The organism is Geodermatophilus obscurus, assembly GCF_900143215.1.
GTDB classification, from domain to species: Bacteria; Actinomycetota; Actinomycetes; order Mycobacteriales; family Geodermatophilaceae; genus Geodermatophilus; species Geodermatophilus obscurus_A.
In genome coordinates this window covers 18988-41152 of sequence record NZ_FRDM01000034.1, presented here as the reverse complement: position 1 = coordinate 41152, position 22165 = coordinate 18988, and the positions used below count along the sequence as shown (strand labels likewise).

Genomic DNA, 22165 nt, shown 5'->3' with positions numbered 1-22165 from the left:
GCACAGGCAGCGGCTCAGCGCAGGCCGGGCACGGCACCTGGGGACGGGTCCCCGAGGGTCGGGGACGGCACCGGGCCGGGGTGGACCGTCCGCGGAGCCCGGAGGGTCCCCGACCGGGACACGGGCAGCGGCTCCGAGGCGGCCGGGGCGGCAGCCGGCCGCGGTGCGGTCCGGAGGACCGCGATGTCACCGCGGTGTCGGCCGGGAGGCCGACGACGTCACATGAGCGCGCGTCCGACGGCGACGGCGCGGGTGTCGGGGGCGGCGATCCGCACCGCGTCGGCGGCCTGGTCGTCGGCGGCCTCCTGCGAGCGGCGCTCGGCCTCGACCCGGGCCCGGTAGCTGTCGACCTCGTTGCCGATCCGCGCCTCGTCCCAGCCCAGGACGCCGGCCACCGCCCGCGCGACCGGCTCGGCGGACTCCACGCCCCGGTGGGACGTCTCGATCGAGATGCGGGTGCGCCGGGCCAGCAGGTCGTCGAGGTGCAACGCGCCCTCGTGGGCGGCGCCCCACACCATCTCGACCATCAGGTACTCCTCGGCGCCGGGCACCGGCTCCAGCAGGGAGCGGTCGTCGGCGGCCAGTCCGAGCACCTGGGGGGTCTCCGAGCCGTAGCGGTTGAGCAGGTGCTCGGCGCGGAAGTGCGGGATGCCCCAGTGCTCGCTCAGCCCGTGCAGCTGGTTGACCATCGCGTGGTAGCCCTCGGCGCCGACGAGCGGGATGTTCTCGGTGACGCTCGGCGGCACCGAGCGGGTGACGTCGTCGGCGACGGCGTCCACCGCGTCGGCGGCCATCGGCCGGTAGGTCGTGTACTTGCCACCGGCCACCGCCACCACGCCGGGCATCGGGCGGGCGACCGCGTGCTCGCGGGACAGCTGGCTGGTGATCTCCGACTCGCCGGCCAGCAGCGGGCGCAGGCCGGCGTAGACGCCGGTGATGTCGTCGTGGCTCAGCGGGACGGCGAGCACCTGGTTGACGTGCTCGAGGATGTAGTCGATGTCGGCCCGCGACGCCGCCGGGTGGGCCTTGTCGAGGTCCCACTCGGTGTCCGTCGTCCCGACGATCCAGTGGCTGCCCCACGGGATGACGAACAGCACCGACTTCTCGGTGCGCAGGATCAGCCCGGCCTCGCCGTTGATCCGGTCGCGGGGGACGACGATGTGCACGCCCTTGCTGGCCCGCACGTGGAACCGGCCGCGCCCGCCGACCAGGGTCTGGATGTCGTCGGTCCACACACCCGTGGCGTTGACGACGACCTCGGCCTGCACGTCGACCTCGGCGCCGGTCTCCACGTCGCGCACGCGTACGCCGGTGACCCGGCCGCCGGCGTGGTGGAACTGCACGACCTCGGCGGAGTTGAGCACGGTCGCGCCGTAGGCGGCCGCGGTGCGGGCGACGGTGAGGGTGTGCCGGGCGTCGTCGGCCTGCGCGTCGTAGTAGCGGATGGCGCCGACGAGCGCGTCGGGCTTGAGCGCGGGGAACACCTGCCGGGCGCCACGGCGACTGAGGTGCTTGTGCCGGGGCATGGGGGTGGACAGCGCGCCGAGCCGGGCCAGCTGGTCGTAGAGGGTCAGGCCGGCGGTGACGTAGGGCCGCTCCCACACCCGGTGCTCCAGCGGGTAGAGGAACGGCACCGGCTTGACCAGGTGCGGTGCGATCCGGGTGACGCTCAGGTCGCGCTCGTGCAGCGCCTCGCGGACCAGGGTGAAGTCGAACTGCTCCAGGTAGCGCAAGCCGCCGTGGAACAGCTTGGACGAGCGGGAGGACGTGCCGCTGGCGAAGTCGCGGGCCTCGACCAGCGCCGTCCGCAGGCCGCGGGTCGCCGCGTCGAGGGCGACACCGGCACCGGTCACCCCGCCGCCGACGACGAGGACCTCGAACGGCTGCTCGGCCAGCTCGGCCCAGGCTCGGGCACGCTGCTCGGGACCGAGAGCGGGGACTACGGGCATGCCGACTCCTCCTGCAGGAACTGCTCCGTCTCAACGGTAGGCCGAGGCTGCAGGCCGGTCGACGTCGCTCGTTCGACATCGTCGTACACGCAGGGCCTAGGGTTCCCGGCCGTGCCCGGCACCGTGCAGTCGATCGAACGCGCCGCCACCCTGCTGCACGCCGTCGTGGAGTCCGGCGGGCAGATGGGTGTGACCGAGCTGGCGGCCGCCGTCGGGCTGCCCAAGACGACGACCCACGGCCTGCTGCGCACGCTGCTGGCAGTCGGCTTCGTCGAGCAGGACCCGCGCACCGGCCGGTACGCGATCGGTGCCGGCCTGCTGGGCCTGGGCTCGCACTACCTCGACGCCAACGAGCTGCGGTCCCGGGCGTCGAACTGGGCTGACTCGCTCGCCGCCCGCAGCGGGTTCGCCGTCCGGCTCGGGACGCCGGCCGGCCTGCGGGTCGTCGTCGTCCACCACGTGTTCCGGCCCGACGACTCACCGCAGGAGCTGGAGGTCGGATCGGTGCTGCCCGCGCACGCGACCGCGGTCGGGAAGGTGCTGCTGGCCGGCCGGCCCGCGCTGGCCCGGGCGCTGGCCGACGCCCCGCTCGAGGCGCTCACCCCGCGCACCGTCGTCGAACCGGCGGCGCTGCTGGCCGAGCTGCAGACCGCCCGCGCCCGCGGCTGGGCCGAGCAGCGCGGCGAGTACCGGCTGGGGGTGGGCGGGATCGCCGCGCCGGTGCACGGCCCCGGCGGTCTGGTGGTCGGGGCGCTGGGCGTCAGCGGCCCGGCCGAGGAGCTGTTCGCGGAGGGGGCGCGGCCGGCGGTGCGGACCATGGTCGTCCAGGCCGCGGCCGCCGTCTCGCGGGAGCTGGGAACGTGACCGGGCTCGCGAGGTCACGGGGAGACACGGCACCGCCGGCTCCGGAACCGCCGAGCGCCGGCGAGGAGGTTCGGTGACCGAGCTCGCGAGGTCACGCGGGGACACGGCACCGCCGGCTCCGGAGCCGACGAGCGCCGGCGAGGAGGGTCCGTGACCGAGCGGTACGTGCTCGCGGTGGACCAGGGGACCACCTCGACCCGGTCGATCGTGTTCGACCGCGCCGGCCGGCTGGTCGCCGTCCGCCAGCGCGAGCACCGCCAGCACTTCCCCCGACCGGGGTGGGTCGAGCACGACCCGGAGGAGATCTGGGCGAACACGCAGCTCACCGCCGCGCAGGCGCTGCGCGACGTGGCCGGCGCCCCCGGGCAGGTGGTGGCGCTGGGCATCGCCAACCAGCGGGAGACGACGGTGGTCTGGGATCGCGTCACCGGCCGGCCGCTGGTGCGCGCCCTGGTCTGGCAGGACACCCGCACCGGACCCCTGGTGGAGGAGCTGGCCGCCCGGCCGGAGGCCGCGCTCGTGCGCGAGCGCACCGGGCTGGAGCTCGCGGGGTACTTCGCCGGCCCGCGGCTGCGCTGGGTGCTCGACGCCGTCCCGGGCGCGCGGGCGCGGGCCGAACGCGGCGAGCTGCTGTTCGGCACGATGGAGAGCTGGCTGGTCTGGAACCTCACCGGGGGGACGGACGGCGGGGTGCACGTCACCGACGTCACCAACGCCAGCCGGACCCTGCTCATGGACGTGCGCCGCTGCTGCTGGGACCCCGACCTGCTCGACTTCTTCGGCGTCCCCGCCGCGATGCTGCCGGAGATCCGCCCGTCGGTCGGCGTGCTCGGCACCGCGAGCGCCCTGCCGGTGCCGCTGCCCATCGGCGGGGCGCTCGGCGACCAGCAGGCGGCGCTGTTCGGGCAGACCTGCTTCGCGCCCGGCGAGGCCAAGTGCACCTACGGCACCGGCAGCTTCCTGCTGCAGAACACCGGCACCGCCCTGGTGCGCTCCCGGCACGGGCTGATCAGCACGGTGGCCTACCAGCTGGCGGGGGAGCCGGTGCACTACGCGCTGGAGGGCTCGATCGCCGTCACCGGCGCCCTGGTGCAGTGGCTGCGCGACAGCCTCGGGCTGATCGGCTCGGCGGCCGAGGTGGAGACGCTCGCCCGCACCGTCTCGGACAACGGCGGGTGCTACATCGTCCCGGCGTTCTCCGGGCTGCTCGCCCCGCACTGGGCCGGCCGGGCGCGCGGGCTGGTCGCCGGCCTGACCTCCTACGTCACCAAGGGCCACCTGGCACGGGCGGTGCTCGAGGCGACCGGGTGGCAGACGCGGGACGTCGTCCGGGCCATGGACGCCGACTCCGGCCTGCCGATGGAGGCGCTGCGCGTGGACGGCGGGATGACCACCAACAACCTGCTGATGCAGTTCCTGGCCGACGTGCTCGGCAACCCGGTGGTGCGCCCGATGGTGGGGGAGACGGTCTCCCTCGGCGCGGCCTACGCGGCGGGGCTCGCCGTCGGGATGTGGTCGGACACCGGGGCGCTGCGGCGCAACTGGCACCGCTCGGCGCAGTGGGTGCCCGACCCGGGCCGGGTCGCCGCGCTGGACGCCGCCTATCCGGAGTGGGAGCGCGCGGTGCAGCTGAGCATCGCCTGGGGCGAGCGGCGCTGACCGGTCCTGGTTGTCCGACATCGTCGGACGGAACCCGTTGTCCGCCTCCCACCTGTGTGAATAGCGTCACCCGCCCCGGCCGTCGTCCGGGGCGGTGCCGGTCAGGCGCCGCTCCGGGGCCCACGCACCACCGGTGATGAGGAGCAGCGCATGAGCCTGTGGACAGTCTTCGGCAGCGAGGTCGTCGGGACCGGCGTCCTGATACTCCTCGGCGTCGGGGTGGTCGCGAACGTCGTCCTCCCGGGGACGTACGGCAACGGGGCCAACTGGCTGCTCATCAACTTCGGCTGGGGGATCGGCGTGTTCGCCGGCGCCCGGGAGCGGGCCGAGCGCGGTGAGCTGCTCATGGGCACCATCGACTCCTGGCTGATCTGGAACATGACCGGCGGGGCCGACGGCGGGCTGCACCTCACCGACGTCTCCAACGCCTCCCGCACGATGCTCATGGACTACCGGACGCTGGCCTGGGACGCCGACATCGCCGAGGAGATGGGCATCCCGACGTCCATGCTCCCGGAGATCCGGTCCAACTCCGAGGAGTACGGCCGGGGCCGCAAGGCCGGGTTCCTCGCCGGCGTGCCGATCGCCGGCTCGCTCGGCGACCAGCAGGCGGCGACCTTCGGCCAGGTCTGCTTCACCAAGGGCATGGCCAAGAACACCTACGGCACCGGCAACTTCATGCTGCTCAACACCGGCGAGGAGGCCGTCCCGTCGCAGAACGGCCTGCTCACGACGATGTGCTACCAGCTCGGCGACGGCAAGCCGGTGTACGCCCTGGAGGGCTCGATCGCGGTCACCGGATCGCTGGTGCAGTGGGTCCGGGACAACCTCGGGATGATCACGAGCGCCCCGGAGATCGAGGACCAGGCCCGCTCGGTCGAGGACAACGGCGGCGCGTACTTCGTGCCCGCCTTCTCCGGGCTCTTCGCGCCGCACTGGCGCTCCGACGCCCGCGGCGCCATCGTCGGGCTCACCCGGTACGTCAACAAGGGGCACCTGGCCCGGGCGGTGCTCGAGGCGACGGCGTACCAGACCCGCGAGGTGCTCGACGCGATGAACGCCGACTCCGGCGTCGACCTCACCGAGCTGCGGGTGGACGGCGGCATGGTCGGCAACGAGCTGCTCATGCAGTTCCAGGCCGACATCCTCGACGTCCCGGTGATCCGGCCGAAGATCGCCGAGACGACGGCGCTGGGCGCGGCCTACGCGGCCGGGCTCGCCGTGGGCTTCTGGTCCGACCTCGACGAGCTGACCGCCAAGTGGGCCGAGGACAAGCGCTGGGAGCCGCGGATGCCGGCCGAGGAGCGCGAGCGCTACTACCGCAACTGGCAGAAGGCGGTCACCAAGAGCCTCGACTGGGTGGACGAGGACGTGCGATGACACCGTCGTCCTACCGGACGACACCGCGGCCAGGTGCCGTCCCCGACCCAAGCTGAGCCCACCCCCGGATCCCCGGCGGGACCCCTCCGGGGTCCGCGCCGGGGACCGGACGGCCGTCAGCCGCCCAGCGCGGCGGTGACGACGGCCTTGGCCTCCTCCTGCACCTGCGCCAGGTGGTCGGGGCCCCGGAACGACTCCGCGTAGACCTTGTAGACGTCCTCGGTGCCCGACGGGCGGGCGGCGAACCAGGCGTTCTCCGTGGTCACCTTGAGCCCGCCGATGGCCGCGTCGTTGCCCGGCGCGCGGGTGAGCTTGGCGGTGATCGGCTCGCCGGCCAGCTCGGTCGCCGTCACGTCCTCCGGCGAGAGCTTCCCGAGCGCCGCCTTCTGCTCGCGGGTCGCCGGCGCGTCGATGCGGGCGTAGGCCGACTCCCCGTACCGGGCGGTCAGCTCGGCGTGCAGCTGGGACGGCGAGCTGCCGGTGACCGCCTGGATCTCGCTGGCCAGCAGCGCCAGCAGGATGCCGTCCTTGTCCGTCGTCCAGACACCGCCGTCCCGCCGGAGGAAGGAAGCGCCGGCGGACTCCTCGCCACCGAAGCCGACCGACCCGTCGAGCAGGCCGGGGACGAACCACTTGAAGCCGACCGGCACCTCGACCAGCTGCCGCCCCAGCCCCTCCACCACCCGGTCGATGAGGGACGACGACACCAGCGTCTTGCCGACGACGACCTCGCCACCCCACTCCGGCCGGTGGGCGAACAGGTAGGCGATCGCCACGGCGAGGAAGTGATTGGGGTTCATCAGCCCGCGGTCGGGGGTCACGATGCCGTGCCGGTCGGCGTCGGCGTCGTTGCCGGTGGCTATCTGGAACCGCTCCCGCTTGCCGATGAGCGAGGCCATCGCCGACGGCGACGAGCAGTCCATCCGGATCTTGCCGTCCCAGTCCAGCGTCATGAACCGCCAGGTCGGGTCGACCAGCGGGTTGACGACGGTCAGGTCGAGGCGGTGCCGCTCGGCGATCGCCCCCCAGTAGTCGACGCTGGCGCCGCCGAGCGGATCGGCGCCGATGCGCACGCCGACCCCGCGGACCGCGTCGAGGTCGAGCACCGACGGCAGGTCGTCGACGTAGTCGCCGAGGAAGTCGTGCGCCTGCGCGGCCGCCCGGGCACGGGCGAACGGGATCCGCCGCACTCCCTCGAGGTCGTCCTGCAGCAGCTCGTTGGCGCGGGCGGCGACGACCTTGGTCGCGTCGGTGTCGGCCGGGCCGCCGTTGGGCGGGTTGTACTTGAAGCCGCCGTCGCGGGGCGGGTTGTGCGACGGGGTGACGACGATGCCGTCGGCCAGGCCGGAGCTCCTGCCCCGGTTGGCCCGCAGGATGGCGTGGCTGACCGCCGGCGTGGGCGTGTACCGGTCCGCGGCGTCGACCAGCACGGTCACGTCGTTGGCGACCAGCACCTCCAGCGCCGAGGCCCAGGCCGGCTCGGACAGGGCGTGGGTGTCGCGGCCGATGAACAGCGGCCCGTCGTACCCCTGGGCGGCGCGGTACTCGCAGATGGCCTGCGTGGTGGCGACGATGTGCGCCTCGTTGAACGCCCGGTCGAACGCCGACCCGCGGTGCCCGGAGGTGCCGAACGCCACCTGCTGCGCCGGGTCGGCCGGGTCCGGCTCGAGCGTGTAGTACGCGGTGACCAGCGAGGCGACGTCGACGAGGTCGCCGGGGGCGGCCGGCTGTCCGGCACGGGGGTCGGTCATGCGCCGATCCTGGCCCTCCCTGGCCGATCGCCGCGCGCCGGGGAATGCAACGATCCGATCCCGATGACCGCACCCGGGGGTCCCCCGGGTTGCGAGCGCGTGCCGTGCTCCGGGATCGTCGGCGCTGACCAGCGAAGACGGTCCCCTCCGGTCGGGTCGGAGGCGCCGACGAGGGGAGCCACGACCCTGGACTTCGTCGACTTCGTGTGGGATCGGCGGGACGACGTCCTGCAGCGCGGGATCGAGCACATCGGTGTCGTGGCGGTGTCGGTGGCGCTCTCCGCCGTCCTCGGCGTCCTGCTGGGGGTGCTGTCCTACCGCAGCCCCACGGCCCGCACCGCCGCCATCGCGGTGACCGGGGCCTTCCTCACCATCCCGTCGTTCGCGCTGTTCGTCCTGCTGCTCGGCATCGTGGGCCTCGGGACGACCCCGGTGGTCATCGCCCTGACCATGTACGGGCTGCTCCCCGTGGTGCGCAACACGGTGACCGGCCTGCTGTCGGTCGACCCGGCGGTCGTCGAGTCCGCGCAGGGCATGGGCCTGTCCCGGTGGCAGCGGCTGCGGCGCATCGAGCTGCCCCTGGCCTGGCCGATCGTGCTGACCGGGATCCGCGTCAGCACGGTCATCCTCGTCGGCATCGCCGCCATCGGGGCGGTCGTCAACGGGCCCGGCTACGGCAACCTCATCTTCACCGGGCTGGCACGGGTCGGCGCACCCGTGGCCGTGGACCTCGTGCTGACCGGGATCGTCGGGGTGGTCGTCGTGGCCGTCCTCTTCGACGCCGTCTTCACCCTGCTCGGCAAGCTGACCACCTCGAAGGGTCTCCGATGACCGCACGCGCGCACGACGGCGCCCCGGCCGGCCGGACCATGATCCGGCTCGAGAACCTGACGAAGACCTTCCCCGGCCAGGCGACGCCGGCCGTCGAGGACCTGACGCTGGACGTCCCCGAGGGGGAGATCGTCATCCTCGTCGGGCCGTCGGGCTGCGGGAAGACGACGACGATGAAGATGATCAACCGGATCATCGAGCCGACGTCCGGCCGGATCCTGCTCGGCGGTGAGGACGTCACCCACGGCGACCCCGACCAGCTGCGCCGGCGGATCGGCTACGTGATCCAGCAGATCGGGCTCTTCCCGCACATGACCATCGCGGAGAACATCGCCACGGTCCCCGACCTGCTCGGCTGGGACAAGCAGCGCGTCGGCGCCCGCGTCGACGAACTGCTGGCGACCGTGGGGATGGACCCCGCCACGTTCCGCGGCCGCTATCCCAAGGAGCTCTCCGGCGGCCAGCGGCAGCGCGTCGGCGTGGCCCGGGCGCTGTCGGCCGACCCCGACGTGATGCTCATGGACGAGCCGTTCGGCGCCATCGACCCCATCACCCGGGACCGTCTGCAGAACGAGTTCCTGCGGCTGCAGGCCGAGGTGCGCAAGACCATCGTCTTCGTCACCCACGACATCGACGAGGCGATCAAGATGGGCGACCGGATCGCGATCCTCCGGGAGGGCTCGCGGGTCGTCCAGTACGACACCCCGGAGGCCGTCCTCACCCGGCCCGCCGACGACTTCGTGGCCGACTTCATCGGCCGGGGCGCGTCGCTCAAGCGGCTCGGGCTCAGCCGGGTGCGCGACATCCGGCTCAGCGAGTGGCCGACCGTGCCCGAGGACACCCCCGCGGAGCAGGCGCTGACCGTGCTGCGCGGGTCCGGACGCAGCGCGCTGCTGGTGCTGGACGCGCAGGGCCGCCCGCGCCGGTGGGTCGGGGCCGCGGACCTGCAGCGGGCCGACGGGCAGCCGCTGGACCGGGTGGGGCTGCGCCCCGAGGCGCTCGTCGAGCCGCACGCGACGCTCAGCGACGCCCTCAACGAGCTGATCACGGCGCGCTACAGCGTCGCCACGGTCGTCGACCGCAACGGCGTCTACCAGGGGGTCGTGGACATCGACCGGATCACCGAGGCGATCCGGTCGATGCGCGACGACTCCGATCGGGCGGCCCGGCACGCCCTGGACGAGGGCGAGGAGCCGGACGCGACCACCGCGGGGGGGCGGTGACGGTGTCGGCACCGGCGGGCGCCGACCCGCTCGTCAGCGCCGCGGGCGACCGGCCGCGACGGGCCTGGATCGGCTGGCTCGCGCTCCCGGCGGTGCTCGCGCTGGTCTGCCTGGGGCTGTGGCTCTACGTCGGCAGCCAGCCCCTGGACAGCATCGAGGCGCGCAGTCTCAACGCCTCGACGATCAGCGAGGCGGTCGTCCGGCACGTGCAGCTGACCGCGGTGTCGACGGTGCTGGTGGTGGGCCTGGCGGTCCCGCTCGGCATCCTGCTCACCCGGCCGTTCACCCGCCGGTTCCGCGGCGCGCTGCTCACCGTCGCCAACATCGGGCAGGCGGTACCGACGATCGGGGTGCTGGCCCTGCTGGCCGTGGCCTTCCTCTTCCTCGGCTTCTGGTCGGCGGTCGTCGGACTCGTGCTCTACGCGGTGCTGCCGGTGCTGCGCAACACGATGGTCGGGCTGGAGCAGGTGGACCCGACCGTGCTCGAGGCCGGCCGCGGGATGGGCCTGTCCACGGGCCAGGTGCTGCGCCGGCTGGAACTGCCGCTGGCCGTCCCGGTGATCCTCGCCGGGGTCCGGACGGCGCTGGTGATCAACGTCGGGACGGCCACGCTCGCCGCCTACATCAACGGCGGGGGCCTCGGCACGCTGATCGTCGCCGGCTTCTCCACCAACCGCTTCCTGGTCTCGCTCACCGGAGCGGTGCTCACCGCCGTCCTCGCCCTGTTCGTCGACCACCTGGCCGGCGTCGCGGAGGACGTGCTGAGACCCAAGGGCCTGTGACTCCCGTCCGCGAACCCGCCCGACCCCGGAGACCCCGACAGAGAGGGACACCCATGACGACGAGGACCTGGTCCACGGCAGCCGCGCTGGGCCTGACCGCGCTGCTGGCCACCGCCTGCGGCGGGGACACCGACCTCAGTGACGCCGGTGGGGCTGGTGGTGGCGGCGGTGGCGGCGGCGGGGGGAACGCCGGCGGCGGGTCCATCGGCGAGCAGTTCGACCTCTCCGGCGCCTCGTTCACCGTCGGCTCGAAGGAGTTCACCGAGTCACAGCTCCTCGGCCACATCACCATCGCCGCGCTGCAGGCCGCCGGTGCCGACGTCGCCGACCAGACCGGGCTCACCGGCACCGACACCGTGCGGGCCGCCCTGGAGAGCGGCGACATCGACATGTACTGGGAGTACACCGGCACGGGCTGGGTCAACATCCTCGGCAACACCAGCGAGGACCTCCCCGAGGACCTCTCCTCGGCGGTGGCCGATGCCGATGCCGCCAACGGCGTGGTCTGGCTCCAGCCTGCCCCCTTCGAGGACACCTACCGGATCGCAGCCACGTCGCAGTTCGCCGAGCAGAACGGCCTGGGGACGATGAGCGACGTCGCCGCGTTCGTCCAGGCCAACCCCGACCAGGGCACCCTGTGCGCGGCCAGCGAGTTCCTCAACCGCGACGACGGCCTGCCCGGCCTGCAGCAGGCCTACGGGTTCGAGTTCAGCGAGGTCGTGGAGCTGGACCTGGGGCTGATCTACACGCAGGTCGGCGAGAGCTGCACCTTCGGCGAGGTCTTCTCCACCGACGCGCGGATCGTCTCCAACGACCTGACCGTCATCGAGGACGACCAGGACTTCTTCGTCCCCTACAACGGCGCGCTGACCGTCCGCCAGGAGGTGCTCGACGAGAACCCCGAGATCGCCGAGGTCATGGCGCCGATCAGCGAGCAGCTCACCGACGACGTGATCACCGAGCTGAACTCCCGGGTCGACAACGACGGCGAGGAGGTCCCCGAGGTGGCCCAGCAGTTCCTCCGGGACAACGGCTTCATCGACTGACGACGCCGGCCCGCGCTGCGGGCCGGGGAGCGGGCGGGGGACGCCGACCGACCCTCCGCCGGGAGGTCGCCGACGGCTCAGGCCACCTTCCCGAGCCGCCCGGCGGTCCACCGGCCGGCGACGGCCGCGACGTGGGCCACCATCTCCGGCTCGGCCACGCTGGCGAGGACGGCCTCGAGCGGCCGGTCCCCGGCCTGGGACCAGTGGTCGGCCAGCGCCCGGTCGACGAGGTCCCCGACGCCGGTGCCCTCGTCGAACTGCGACTTGGTGCGCCACACGATCTCCGGTGGCAGCAGGTCGGCCACCGCCTCGCGCAGGACCCACTTCTCCGGGCCGCCGGGTGGCAGCTTGAGGTCGACCGGTACCCGCAGAGCCGTCTCGACGACGTCCAGGTCGAGGAAGGGGACCCGGGCCTCCAGGCTGTGCGCCATCGTCATCCGGTCCACGCGTTGCAGGTTGATCGCGTGCATCTCGCCGAGGGACCGCCGCAGCTCGGCGTGCAACAGCTCCCGAGGGACGTCGGCGTGGTAGCGGTACCCCGCGAACAGCTCGTCGGCGCCCTCACCGGTGAGCACCACCTTGACGTGCCGGGCAGCGAGCTCGGCGACGAACCAGGTGGGGACGGCGCTGCGAACCAGGTCGGGGTCGGTGGACTCCAGCGACCAGACGATGCGTGGCAGCGCCGCCGCGACCTCGGCCGGGTCGACCACCCGCTCGTGGTGGACGGTCCCGAGGTGCTCGGCCACGCGGCGGGCGGCGACCAGGTCCGGGCTGCCGGGGAGCCCCACGGCGAACGTGTGCAGCCGAGGCACGCGCCGGGCCAGGAGGGCGCAGATGGCGCTGGAGTCCAGCCCGCCGGAGAGGAAGGCGCCCACGGGCACGTCGGCCATGAGGTGGCGGTCCACCGAGCGCTCCAGGGCCGCCCGCACCGACCGGACGGAGGCGGCCGGCGGTCCGGCGCGCGGCTCCGGGTCGGGGATCGCGCCGAAGCGGGCGACGCCCGTGCGGGACGACCACAGCGTCCCGGGCGCCAGCGGGCGCACGTCGCGGGTGCCTGCGGGGAAGGCCTTCACCTCCGAGGCGAACACGGTGCCCGCACCGCGCCGGCCGAGGTAGAGGGGCTTGATGCCCACCGGGTCCCGGCCGAGCAGCAGCTCTCCGTCCCGCTGCACCGCGAAGGCGAACATGCCGCGCAGCCGAGCGGTCGCGGCGGTGTCGGCGGGACCGTCAGGGCCGGGATCACGGCCGTCCAGGAGGTGGAGCACCACCTCGCTGTCCGAGCCGGTCCGCCAGGGGCGCCCAGCCAGCTCGCGGCGCAGGGCCGGCGCGTTGTAGATCTCGCCGTTGACGACGACGACGACCTCGTGGGGGCCCGAGCGGTCGATGATCGGTTGCGCCCCGCGCTCCAGGTCGACGATCGACAACCGCCGGTGACCGAGCACCGACCGGCCGGCCACGTGCATCCCGGCGTCGTCCGGCCCCCGGTGGGTGAGCGCCGCCGCCATGGCCGCGACGTCCTCGGGCGCCACCGCGCCCCATCCGCCGGCGATACCGCACACCTGAGGAGACCCCTTCCCGACCGGTGCAGCACCGGGTCCCCTCCGACGGTAGGCCGGTCGCGGACCCGGCGCCCGGCCGCCGCCGGAGGGGGTGCGACGCCTCCTCAGCGGGGCGTCGTCGCCCGGAGCCGCGGTCCGGGTCGGCGACGAGGTCCGGGTGGGCGTCGGTCGGCGTGACCCGGCGGGTCGGCAGTCAGACGGAGACGGCGAGACCGAACGCGATGAACAGGGCGAGGAACCCCACCCCGATCCAGCCGAGCACGATGCCGGCGGTCGCCATGCCGCCGCCGCCCTCACCCCGCTCACGGATCTGGCTCTGCGCCACGTAGCCGAAGACCAGCGCCAGGATGCTGCCGAACCAGTACAGCCAGAGGATGCCCAGCACCATCGAGGCGATGGCGAACCCGTTGGTGGTCCGCGGTGACGCGTACGGGTAGCCGCCGTGGGGCTGGCCGTACGGGCCGGGCCCGATGCCGGGCGGGGGCGGCGGCCCCTGGAACCCGGGGTACCCGACCCCGTACGGGGCCTGGTGCTGACCCCAGGCAGCCGGACCCGGCGTGCCGTACGGGTCGCCGCCACCGGGCTGGTACGGACCGGGGTGTGTCATCTGCTCGCTCCTGATCACTGCGTGTCCGCCGGGGACGTCGGTCCTCCGGCGTCCGACGCCACATGGTGACGCCGACCGACGGGGACCGGGGGCGTGGCACGCCGTCCGGCCACCCCGACTGGGGAGACCGCCTGGTCGACGGGTGCGGCCGCGCCGGTCCGGAGTCGACGCGGCCAGGACGCGCTCCAGGACGTCGCCTGGCACGGGTCGGGCCGGAGCCGGCGGACGTGGCGGCGGGCGCCGACCACCCGGCGCGGGGCGATCCGGACCCCAGGCGGGCCGACTGCGGTTTCCCGGCCGCGCCCGCGTCGCGCGCCCCCCGACGACGACGGGCGCCGCGCACACCCCGTCGGGGGTCCACGGCGCCCGTCGGACGCGGTCGGGCTCAGTAGCGGAACCGCTGCACCAGCTCCTGCAGGCCGCCGGACATGCGGGCCAGCTCCTCGGCCGCCTGCCGGGTCTGCGCGACGCCGGCCGTGGTGGCCGACGCGGCCTGCGCGACGCCGGTGATGCTGCCGGCGATCTCGCCGCTGCCGGTGGCGGCCTCGCTGACGCTGCGGTTCATCTCCGCGGTGGTCGCCCCCTGCTCCTCCACCGCCGAGGCGATGGTCAGCTGGAAGTCGTTGATCTGGCTGATGATCCCCGCGATGCCGGTGATCGCCGTCGTCGCGCCGGCGGTGTCGGCCTGGATGGCCTCGACCCGGCGGGCGATGTCCTCGGTGGCCTTCGCCGTCTCCTGCGCCAGCTCCTTGACCTCGTTCGCCACCACGGCGAAGCCCTTGCCGGCCTCCCCGGCGCGCGCGGCCTCGATGGTGGCGTTGAGCGCCAGCAGGTTCGTCTGCTCGGCGATCGAGGTGATGGTCTTGACCACCTCACCGATCTCCTGCGACGAGACACCGAGCTTGCTCACCGTGCGCGTCGTCTCCTCGGCGGCCTGGACGGCGGTGCCCGCGACCCGAGCGGCCTCCGAGGCGTTCTGCGCGATCTCGTTGATGGAGGCGCCCATCTCCTCGGACCCGGACGCGACGGTCTGCACGTTGCGGGAGATCTGCTCGGCGGCCGTGGCGACGACGCCGGCCTGGGTCGCGGCCTCCTCCGCGCTGCCGGAGATCGACTCCGACGACGCGCTGAGCTCCTCGGCCGCCGCGGCGAGGGCGGACGCCGACTCGGCCGTCGAGGAGACCGTGGTGCGCAGGCTGTCACTCGCCTGGTTGAGGGCGTCGGCCATCTGGCCCACCTCGTCGCCGGAGGAGACCTCGACCCGGGCGGTCAGGTCGCCGCCGGCCATGGCCACCAGTCCGTCGCGGACGGAGGTCACGGCGCGGACGACCAGGCTGACGACGAACCAGCCGAGCGCCAGCGCCGCGGTGAGGCCGATCGCGAGGACGGCGAGGATGAGCGTCCGGGCACTCTCGTAGGTGCTCTCGGCCTCCGCGACCGTGGCCTCGGCGCTGGCCGCCTCCGACTGCTCCAGCCGGGTCAGGGCCTCGTTGAGGGCCACGGCGAGCGGCTTGACCGCGGTCGCGCGCAGCTGCATGAAGTCCTGCAGGCGGCCGGGGGTGTGGGCGAGGACGAGCAGCTCGCCCCCGACGATCTCCTCGTAGCCGTGCCAGGACTCGGTGAGGACCTCGACGTCCGCGCGCTGGGCCTCGGTCAGGGTGTTGCCGTCGGCGTACGCCGCGATCGCGGCGTCCATGGCCTCGACGTCGGCGAGGTAGGCCTGGTGCTCGACGTCCTCGGGGCCCTTGGGCACCAGCTCGTCGGCGAGTGCGTCGACGCGGGTCTGCAGGTAGGCGCGGCGGATCTCGGCCAGCTGCATGGACGGCACGAGCGCCTCGCTGTGGATCTCCGCACTGCGCTGCTCGAGTCCGGCGAGCTCGCGCAGGGCCACCAGACCGATGGTGAGGGCCACGACGCAGGCCACGGCGACGGCGGTGAGCACCTTGACGCGCAACGGGAGTGCGAGCAGACGGGAGGGGACGGAGAGCCGCACGGGGATACCTCGGAAACCGATGGGATGGGGGCAACAGAGGGTTTCGACCGATCCCGTCCGGACTTGACCCGAGCTCCTCGAGTCCTCTGCGCCGGTCTCAGCCCTCCACGCGCTCCAGGAACCGTGCGACCGTCTCCAGGAAGACCTCCGGCTGCTCGGAGTGCACCCAGTGGCCGGCGTTCTTGACCCGCAGCAGCCGGGTGTTCGGGAACAGCTGCTCCATCCGGGCGCGGTCCTCCGGCAGCACGTAGTGCGAGTTCGCGCCGGCGATCCACAGCACCGGGCCGTCGTAGCGGGCGCCCGGCGGCGGCTCGGGGAAGCCGCGCAGCTCGCCCAGGTCGCGCTCGAGCAGCTCGAGGTTGAGCCGCCAGCGCCAGCCGCCGTCCCTGCCCACGCCCTCGCGGACGAGGCTCTGCAGCAGGAAGGAGCGCACCATCCTGCTCGGGACGGCGGCCCGCAGCGCGGCGTCGGCGTCCGCCCGCGTCTCGAGGCGGTCGAGGTCCATGGCGCGCATGGCCGCGATGAAGGCGGCGAACGGCGAGGCCTCCTCGTCCGGGTCGTCGGTGCGGCCACCCGAGACCGGGTACTCGACGGGGGCGACGTCGACGACGACCAGCGCGCGCAGCAGCTCCGGGTGGCGCAGCGCCAGCTGCATCGACACCTTGCCGCCCATCGAGTGCCCGACGAGGGTGACCGGCTCCCCGAACGCGCGCAGCTCGGCGGCGACCAGCTCGGCCATGTCGACGTAGTCCACCCGGTCGGTCCACGGGGAGTGCCCGTGGTTGGGCAGGTCGAGGAGCGTCACGCGGTGGTCCTCGGCGAGGCCCTTGGCGATCGTCGTCCAGTTCTTGCCCTGGCCGAACAGCCCGTGCACGAACACCACCCGCGGTCCGGCGGCGCCCAGCGTCCGGCCGTGCAGCCGCTCCTCGGAGTTCGTCGTCACCCGGCGATTCCACCAGATCCCGTCGTCCCGGCGACCTACCGTCGTCGGCCGACGCAGAGGAGGACACCCGTGCCCGGACGGCGCCGCCGGACAGCCCGGTCGACGAGCCAGAGCCGCTCGACCGGCACCACCCGCGCCACGACGACCCGCCGGAAGGCGCCGGCCCGCCGCACCGCGGAGCCCGTCCCCGAGCGGCCGGTCGCCGGCCCGGGGGAGCGGGTCTGGGTGCTCGCCGTCCCGTTCCGCGCACCGGCGCCGGGCGCGCAGTGGCGAGCGGACCTGCAGGCGCACGTCTGGGTCGGCCGGGAGCTGCCGCCGGAGCTGACCGCCTACGACCCGCCGCCGTACACCTTCGAGCGCTACCTCGAGGACGAGCTCAACGACACCCCGCGCCGGGTGCCGCCGGGCCGGCCGCTCGTGCCGCGCGAGGACCAGGCCACCGGGGCGGAGGCCGTCGTCGCCTCTGCCGCGGCCGGGCACCGCGTCTTCCTGCTCGGCGACGACCCGGGCGTGGGCAAGACCGGCACCGCCGTCCTGGCCGCCCGGGAGGTCTGCGAGCTGCGGGGCGGGGACCGCGTCCTCGTCGTCGCCGACCGCCCCGCGGCCATCACCATCCCGCACTGGACCCGCTCGATCGCCGGCTTCGGCGACGGCGGGCTGCGCTGGTGCGTCACCACGTGGGACCGGCTGGCCAAGGTCAGCAGGCTGCGCTTCGACGTCGTGATCGCCGACGAGGCGCACATGGTCCGGCACACGACGACGCAGCGGTGGAAGCACTGGAAGGCCGTCTCCGGCGCGGGCCGGGCGAAGGACGTGCCCTTCGTCGTCGCCGCCACCGCCACCCCGGCGCACACGCCGCTGGAGCTGCCCTACCTCGCGCCGCAGTTCGCCCAGCGGCACGACGAGCCGCTGCGCGCCTGGGCCGACCTGCCGGCGAAGCTCGCCGAGCACGGGTTCCACGTGGAACGAGGGCGCTACGGGTGGGCCTGGACCGAGGACGCCGACGCCCGCCGCGCCGACCTCGCCCGGCTGCAGGACTGGCTGGCCGCGGGGGAACCGCCCGCGACGCTGCACCGGCCGGCGCCGTGGGGCCCGGTGTCGGTGACCGGGACGCCGGTCGCCCTGACCCCGGCCGAGAGGTGCGCCTACGAGTCCGGGTGGCAGGAGTTCCGCGCCGAGATGCAGCTCGCGCGCCGGGCCCGGCAGGCCGCGCGCGGCCGGGCGGCGCTGCTGCGCTTCCGGCAGAAGGCCGGGCTGATCCGCGCGCAGGCCACCGTCGACTGGGTCAAGGCCCAGGTCGAGGCCGAGCGGCAGGTCGCGGTGTCGGTCGAGTTCGTCGAGACGGCGGCCGACCCGATCCGCGAGGCGCTGCTGGACTCCGGCATCGCGGTGGCGGGCATCTACGGCAGTGCCGGATCAGGCCGGGACCGCTTCGACGTCGAGGCCGAGCGGCTGCGCTTCCAGACCGGGAAGGCGCCGGTCTGCGTCTTCACCGTGACCGCGTCGATCAGCCTGCACGCCGGCGAGCTGCTGCCCGGCGGTCGCACGGCCTCGACGACGCCGCGGGTCGGGCTGTTCCACCAGCCCCGCTTCTCCGGCATCCAGGCCCGGCAGGTCACCGGCCGCACCCACCGCGACGGCCAGGTCTCCCCGTGGCGGGTGGCCTTCGCCGCGGACACCGTGGAGGAGCAGGTGGCCCGGGTGATGGTGGAGCGGCTGGCGGTCAGCGGCTCCACCGCCGGGGCGGACACCTCGGCGCTGCAGGAGATCGCCGAACTGCTCGACGCCGACTGGCTGCCGCCGGCCGCGCTCACCGGGTGAGGACCACCCTCCCCCACGCGTCGTAGCAGGATCCCGCCCTCCCCACCCTTCGCGAGCTCAGGGCGAGGCCCGGGACGGGGCCGGCGGGCCCCTGGCGGGTGGCCACGCCCGCGCTCCTGCTTCCCTGTCGCCCTCTCGCCGGGTTGATCATGGGGTTGTTGCTCGAGGGCGCGCCGTCGAGCGTGCGTCTGCCTGCGACATCCCCATGATCAACTCGGGGGCGCCGTCCCGGGGCGTGCCGGCCGGCCGCCTCAGCCCAGCGCCGCGACGATGCTGGCCACCCCGGCCAGCGCCGACAGCGCCAGTCCGGCCGCCCGGAACCGACGGACGTCGAGCAGGTGGAACAGCCGGCGACCCGCCACGTGGCCGACGACCGCCGCGACCAGCAGCACCAGCACCACCTCCGGCCGGAAGGCCTGCGCGGCCCGGCCGGAGACGGTGAGCACCGTGGCGCCGAGCAGGTTGAGCGCGAGGAACAGCGCCGCGAGGGTGTCGCGCGTCTCCGTCGGGGTCAGCTGCCGGCGCTCGAGCCAGAGCACCAGCGGCGGCCCGTTGGTGCTGGTCGTGGTGGTGAGCACGCCGGCGAGCGCCCCGACGCCGAACGTGGCCCACCGGGACGGCTCCGCCCGGCCGGCAGCCGGGCGGCGCAGGACCTGGATCCCCACGGCGGCGAGCACGCCGATCCCCACCGCGAGCTGCAGCACCGCCTTGCTGACGACGGCGAGCACCAGCACGCCGGCCAGGACCCCGGGGACGGCGGCGAGGGTCACCACGCGGACGTCGGCCCACCGGACGGCCGGCCGCGACCCGCGGCGCACCAGCAGCAGCAGCAGGGTCGTGGTCGTGGCCAGCACCATCAGCGTGGTCACCGCCTCGGTGGGGTCGAGCAGCGCCACCACCGCCGGCCCGGCGATGAGCGCCAGCCCGAACCCGGCAGTGGCCTGCACGGTCGCGCCCACCAGGACGGCGAGGCACGCGAGCAGCACCGGGCCATCCTGACGCACCCTCCGGCCCGCGCCGCTCAGGCGACGGAGACGCCCCCATCGCGGCCCCTCAGGTCGATCATGGGGTCGTTGCCGCACGACACGCCCTCCACCTGCGCGTCCGCCTGCAACGACCCCATGATCATCGACGAGGGGCCCTGAGCCGCCGCCGCGGCGGCACCCCTCCGGCGGGGAGCGGCCTCGCGCACCGGGAGGACCACGGCGGACCGGTGTTACGTTCGGAGGCGTACGTGGCACGGGGTGTCCCCGACCGGGGACTGAGAGCACACCCGTCGAACCTGCTCCAGTTCGCACTGGCGAAGGGATGTCACCGGCATGCCGGCCGTCGATCTGCGCGCCGCCCGAGCGGCGCTCCGCGCACGCACCCCTCTGGTGCACTGCCTCACGAACACGGTGGTGCAGACGATCACCGCCAACGCCCTGCTCGCGGCGGGCGCCGCCCCGGCGATGGTGGACGCCCCCGAGGAGGCCGGCGACTTCGCCGCGGTCGCCTCCGCGGTGCTGGTCAACGTCGGCACGGTGCACGCCCGCACCGCCGAGGCGATGCGGTTGGCGGCTCGCTCGGCGGGCGCGGCCGGGACCCCGTGGGTGCTCGACCCCGTCGCCGTCGGCGCGCTGGTCTACCGCACCGAGCTGGCCACCGACCTGGTCGGGCTGCGGCCCACCGTGGTCCGCGGCAACGCCTCCGAGGTGATGGCGCTGGTCGGTGCGGGCGGCGGTGGTCGCGGCGTGGACAGCACCGACAGCACCGACGCCGCGGCCAAGGCCGCCGCCGAGCTGGCCGCCCGCACCGGCGGCGTCGTCGCGGTCAGCGGCGAGGTCGACCTGGTCACCGACGGACGGCGGACCGTCCGCGTCGGCGGCGGCTCGCCGCTGCTGACCCGCACCACCGGCGCCGGCTGCGCGCTGGGCGCCCTGGTCGCCGCCTACGTCGCGGCCACCGGCGACGCGCTGACCGGCACCGTGGCCGCGCACGTGCACGTGGCGGTCGCCGCCGAGCGGGCCGCGCGGGTGGCGCACGGCCCGGGCACCTTCGCGCCCGCCTGGCTCGACGCGCTGGACGCCGTCGACGGCGCGACCTTGGCCGCGGCGGACGTCCGATGAGGCGCCCGTTCGACCCGACCCTCTACCTGGTCACCGACACGGCCCTGTCCGCCCCGCGGCCGGTGGCCGACGTCGTCCGTGCGGCGGTCGCCGGCGGCGTCACCACCGTCCAGGTGCGGGACAAGACCGCCTCCCGCCGGGAGCTGCTCGAGCTCACCCGCGCGGTGCAGGCGGCGCTGGCCGACCGGCCGGACGTCGCGCTCTGGGTCAACGACGCGCTCGACGTCGCCCTGCTCGCCGGCGCGGACGGCGTGCACGTCGGCCAGGACGACCTGCCGCCGGCCGAGGTGCGCGCCCTGCTCGGGCCCGGCCGGCTGCTCGGGTTCAGCGTCTCCTCCGTCGCCGAGCTGGACGTCGCGCGCGCCCTGCCGGCGGGCACCGTCGACCTGGTCGGCATCGGCCCGGTGTGGACGACGCCGACCAAGCCCGACGCCGGCGGCGCGCTGGGTCCGGACGGCGTCCGGGCGCTGGCCGCCGCGGCCCGCGCCGCCGGGTGCAGCACCGTCGCGATCGGCGGCATCGACGCCGCCCGGGCCGCCGAGGTGGCCGCGACCGGGGTGGACGGCGTCTGCGTCGTCTCGGCGCTGTGCACCGCGCCGGACCCGGCGGCCGCGGCCCGTCGGCTGCGCGCGGCGATCGAGGGGGTGCGGGTGTGAGCGGGCGGGGGCGGGTGGGGGCGAGCACCGCGCTCACCGTCGCCGGCAGCGACCCCAGCGGCGGGGCCGGCATCCAGGCCGACCTCAAGACGTTCAGCGCGCTCGGCGTCTACGGGACGGCGGTGCTCACCGCGCTGACCGCGCAGAACACCCGCGGCGTCACCGGCGTGCACGGCGTCCCGCCGGAGTTCGTCGCCGAGCAGCTGGCGACGCTGTTCGCCGACGTCGAGGTGCACGCCACCAAGCTCGGCATGCTCGGCACCGCGGACGTCGTCCGCGCGGTCGCCACCGCGCTCGCCGACCGCCCGGCCGGCCCGGTCGTCTGCGACCCGGTGATGGTCGCGACCAGCGGTGACCGGCTCATCGACGACGCCGCGGTCGACGCCGTCCGCACCGACCTGCTGCCGCTGGCCGACCTGGTGACGCCGAACGTCCCCGAGGCCGCCGTCCTGCTCGGCGTGCCCCCCGCCACCGACGTCGGCCAGCTGCCCGGTCAGGCCACCGCGCTGCTCGGGCTCGGCCCCCGGGCGGTGCTGCTCAAGGGCGGCCACCTCGGCGGGGAGGAGAGCGTCGACGTGCTGGCCACCGCGGACGGCGTGACGATCACCCGCCGGCCGCGGGTGGACACCGCGTCGACGCACGGGACCGGCTGCACGCTGTCCTCCGCGCTCGCCGCGCTGGCCGCCCGGCACCGCACCGACGACTGGGCCCGGCTGGTCGACCCCGCCCGGAACTACCTGCAGCGGGCGCTGGAGGCGGGGGAAAGCCTCGGCGTCGGCTCCGGACACGGCCCGGTGCACCACTTCGCCGGCATCTGGGAGCCGCGTCCCCGGTGATCACCGCCGGGTGGTGGCCCTCATCGGCGTGCCGGTCAGCCGGACGCCGATGATCACGACGGACGGGGTCAGCGGGCCGGCTCGTCTCCGTCGGCCGTGATCGGGACGCGGGTGACGCCGTCGCCGTTCGGGGTCGCGCCACCGAGCTGCGCAGCAG

At 74.7% G+C, this 22165-nt stretch carries 18 protein-coding genes and 1 riboswitch; of the genes, 11 read left to right on the top strand and 7 right to left on the bottom strand.

Translation table 11 applies throughout. The features are described from left to right. Positions 1 to 218: 218 nt before the first annotated feature. Positions 219 to 1949 carry a glycerol-3-phosphate dehydrogenase/oxidase gene (locus BUB17_RS20650; RefSeq protein ID WP_072920561.1) on the bottom strand — a complete coding sequence of 577 codons (1731 nt, stop codon included), beginning with the start codon at positions 1947 to 1949 and terminating at the stop codon, positions 219 to 221. 111 nt (positions 1950 to 2060) lie between these two features. Between BUB17_RS20650 and BUB17_RS20645 the strand changes: the two genes are divergently transcribed. From BUB17_RS20645 to glpK (BUB17_RS20635), 3 genes are all read left to right on the top strand, one after another. Next, a complete protein-coding gene (locus BUB17_RS20645; protein ID WP_072920560.1) occupies positions 2061 to 2813 on the top strand; it encodes an IclR family transcriptional regulator in 753 nt (250 codons plus the stop codon). A 150-nt stretch (positions 2814 to 2963) separates the two neighbouring features. Then, entirely contained in the window at positions 2964 to 4472 is a 1509-nt protein-coding gene (gene glpK / locus BUB17_RS20640; RefSeq protein ID WP_072920559.1) for a glycerol kinase GlpK, read from the top strand. Between the two features lie 150 nt (positions 4473 to 4622). Next, the gene (glpK, locus tag BUB17_RS20635; protein ID WP_244277400.1) at positions 4623 to 5852 is read left to right on the top strand and encodes a glycerol kinase GlpK; all 1230 of its coding nucleotides are present in this window, start codon (positions 4623 to 4625) and stop codon (positions 5850 to 5852) included. 116 nt (positions 5853 to 5968) lie between these two features. Here glpK (BUB17_RS20635) and pgm read toward each other — a convergent pair whose 3' ends face one another. Next, positions 5969 to 7603 (bottom strand): phosphoglucomutase (alpha-D-glucose-1,6-bisphosphate-dependent), encoded by a 1635-nt coding sequence (pgm, locus tag BUB17_RS20630; protein WP_072920558.1) that lies wholly within the window; start codon positions 7601 to 7603, stop codon positions 5969 to 5971. 204 nt (positions 7604 to 7807) lie between these two features. On the opposite strand from pgm, the gene BUB17_RS20625 reads away from it, so the two are divergent. From BUB17_RS20625 to BUB17_RS20610, 4 genes are read left to right on the top strand one after another with little or no spacing between them, the layout of a single operon-like run. After that, positions 7808 to 8434 (top strand): ABC transporter permease, encoded by a 627-nt coding sequence (locus BUB17_RS20625; RefSeq protein WP_208983525.1) that lies wholly within the window; start codon positions 7808 to 7810, stop codon positions 8432 to 8434. Continuing rightward, the gene (locus tag BUB17_RS20620) at positions 8431 to 9657 is read left to right on the top strand and encodes a betaine/proline/choline family ABC transporter ATP-binding protein (protein WP_141243123.1); all 1227 of its coding nucleotides are present in this window, start codon (positions 8431 to 8433) and stop codon (positions 9655 to 9657) included. Before BUB17_RS20625 ends, BUB17_RS20620 begins: the two co-directional genes overlap by 4 nt. A gap of 2 nt (positions 9658 to 9659) precedes the next feature. Then, positions 9660 to 10439 (top strand): ABC transporter permease, encoded by a 780-nt coding sequence (locus tag BUB17_RS20615; protein ID WP_072920565.1) that lies wholly within the window; start codon positions 9660 to 9662, stop codon positions 10437 to 10439. A 53-nt stretch (positions 10440 to 10492) separates the two neighbouring features. Further along, complete coding sequence (locus BUB17_RS20610) at positions 10493 to 11485, top strand: glycine betaine ABC transporter substrate-binding protein (RefSeq protein WP_072920557.1); 993 nt, start codon at positions 10493 to 10495, stop codon at positions 11483 to 11485. 77 nt (positions 11486 to 11562) lie between these two features. On the opposite strand, the gene BUB17_RS20605 is transcribed toward BUB17_RS20610, so the two are convergent. The 4 genes from BUB17_RS20605 to BUB17_RS20590 form a co-directional block, all read right to left on the bottom strand. Next, positions 11563 to 13044 carry an asparagine synthase-related protein gene (locus tag BUB17_RS20605; protein WP_208983523.1) on the bottom strand — a complete coding sequence of 494 codons (1482 nt, stop codon included), beginning with the start codon at positions 13042 to 13044 and terminating at the stop codon, positions 11563 to 11565. Positions 13045 to 13237: 193 nt separating this feature from the next. Continuing rightward, the gene (locus tag BUB17_RS20600; RefSeq protein WP_072920555.1) at positions 13238 to 13651 is read right to left on the bottom strand and encodes a DUF4190 domain-containing protein; all 414 of its coding nucleotides are present in this window, start codon (positions 13649 to 13651) and stop codon (positions 13238 to 13240) included. Between the two features lie 385 nt (positions 13652 to 14036). Continuing rightward, on the bottom strand, positions 14037 to 15644 hold the full coding sequence (locus BUB17_RS20595; RefSeq protein ID WP_208983521.1) for a methyl-accepting chemotaxis protein: 1608 nt from the start codon (positions 15642 to 15644) through the stop codon (positions 14037 to 14039). 97 nt (positions 15645 to 15741) lie between these two features. Beyond that, a complete protein-coding gene (locus BUB17_RS20590; RefSeq protein ID WP_072920554.1) occupies positions 15742 to 16587 on the bottom strand; it encodes an alpha/beta fold hydrolase in 846 nt (281 codons plus the stop codon). A gap of 69 nt (positions 16588 to 16656) precedes the next feature. Here BUB17_RS20590 and BUB17_RS20585 point away from each other — a divergent pair, with 69 nt between their 5' ends. After that, positions 16657 to 18408 carry a DEAD/DEAH box helicase gene (locus tag BUB17_RS20585; RefSeq protein ID WP_072920553.1) on the top strand — a complete coding sequence of 584 codons (1752 nt, stop codon included), beginning with the start codon at positions 16657 to 16659 and terminating at the stop codon, positions 18406 to 18408. Between the two features lie 251 nt (positions 18409 to 18659). Here the strand turns inward: BUB17_RS20585 and BUB17_RS20580 are convergent, their stop codons facing one another. Next, positions 18660 to 19394 (bottom strand): sulfite exporter TauE/SafE family protein, encoded by a 735-nt coding sequence (locus tag BUB17_RS20580; protein ID WP_072920552.1) that lies wholly within the window; start codon positions 19392 to 19394, stop codon positions 18660 to 18662. 244 nt (positions 19395 to 19638) lie between these two features. Then, a riboswitch (TPP riboswitch) is annotated at positions 19639 to 19734 on the top strand. Here BUB17_RS20580 and thiM point away from each other — a divergent pair. The 3 genes from thiM to thiD all read left to right on the top strand — a co-directional run bounded on the left by thiM (position 19728) and on the right by thiD (position 22008). After that, a complete protein-coding gene (thiM, locus tag BUB17_RS20570) occupies positions 19728 to 20516 on the top strand; it encodes a hydroxyethylthiazole kinase (RefSeq protein ID WP_072920550.1) in 789 nt (262 codons plus the stop codon). Its footprint overlaps the riboswitch before it by 7 nt. After that, the gene (gene thiE / locus BUB17_RS20565; protein WP_072920549.1) at positions 20513 to 21172 is read left to right on the top strand and encodes a thiamine phosphate synthase; all 660 of its coding nucleotides are present in this window, start codon (positions 20513 to 20515) and stop codon (positions 21170 to 21172) included. Before thiM ends, thiE begins: the two co-directional genes overlap by 4 nt. Then, entirely contained in the window at positions 21169 to 22008 is an 840-nt protein-coding gene (gene thiD, locus BUB17_RS20560; protein ID WP_244277399.1) for a bifunctional hydroxymethylpyrimidine kinase/phosphomethylpyrimidine kinase, read from the top strand. The genes thiE and thiD overlap by 4 nt, the downstream gene beginning before the upstream one ends. The last annotated feature ends 157 nt before the right edge of the window (positions 22009 to 22165 follow it).

Coding starts and splice junctions, on each gene's coding strand:
- BUB17_RS20650 (WP_072920561.1), bottom strand. CDS start 1,949: ATGCCCGTAGTCCCCGCTCTCGGTCCCGAGCAGCGTGCCCGAGCCTGG.
- glpK (WP_244277400.1), top strand. CDS start 4,623: ATGAGCCTGTGGACAGTCTTCGGCAGCGAGGTCGTCGGGACCGGCGTC.
- pgm (WP_072920558.1), bottom strand. CDS start 7,603: ATGACCGACCCCCGTGCCGGACAGCCGGCCGCCCCCGGCGACCTCGTC.
- BUB17_RS20620 (WP_141243123.1), top strand. CDS start 8,431: ATGACCGCACGCGCGCACGACGGCGCCCCGGCCGGCCGGACCATGATC.
- BUB17_RS20610 (WP_072920557.1), top strand. CDS start 10,493: ATGACGACGAGGACCTGGTCCACGGCAGCCGCGCTGGGCCTGACCGCG.
- BUB17_RS20600 (WP_072920555.1), bottom strand. CDS start 13,651: ATGACACACCCCGGTCCGTACCAGCCCGGTGGCGGCGACCCGTACGGC.
- thiM (WP_072920550.1), top strand. CDS start 19,728: ATGCCGGCCGTCGATCTGCGCGCCGCCCGAGCGGCGCTCCGCGCACGC.
- thiE (WP_072920549.1), top strand. CDS start 20,513: ATGAGGCGCCCGTTCGACCCGACCCTCTACCTGGTCACCGACACGGCC.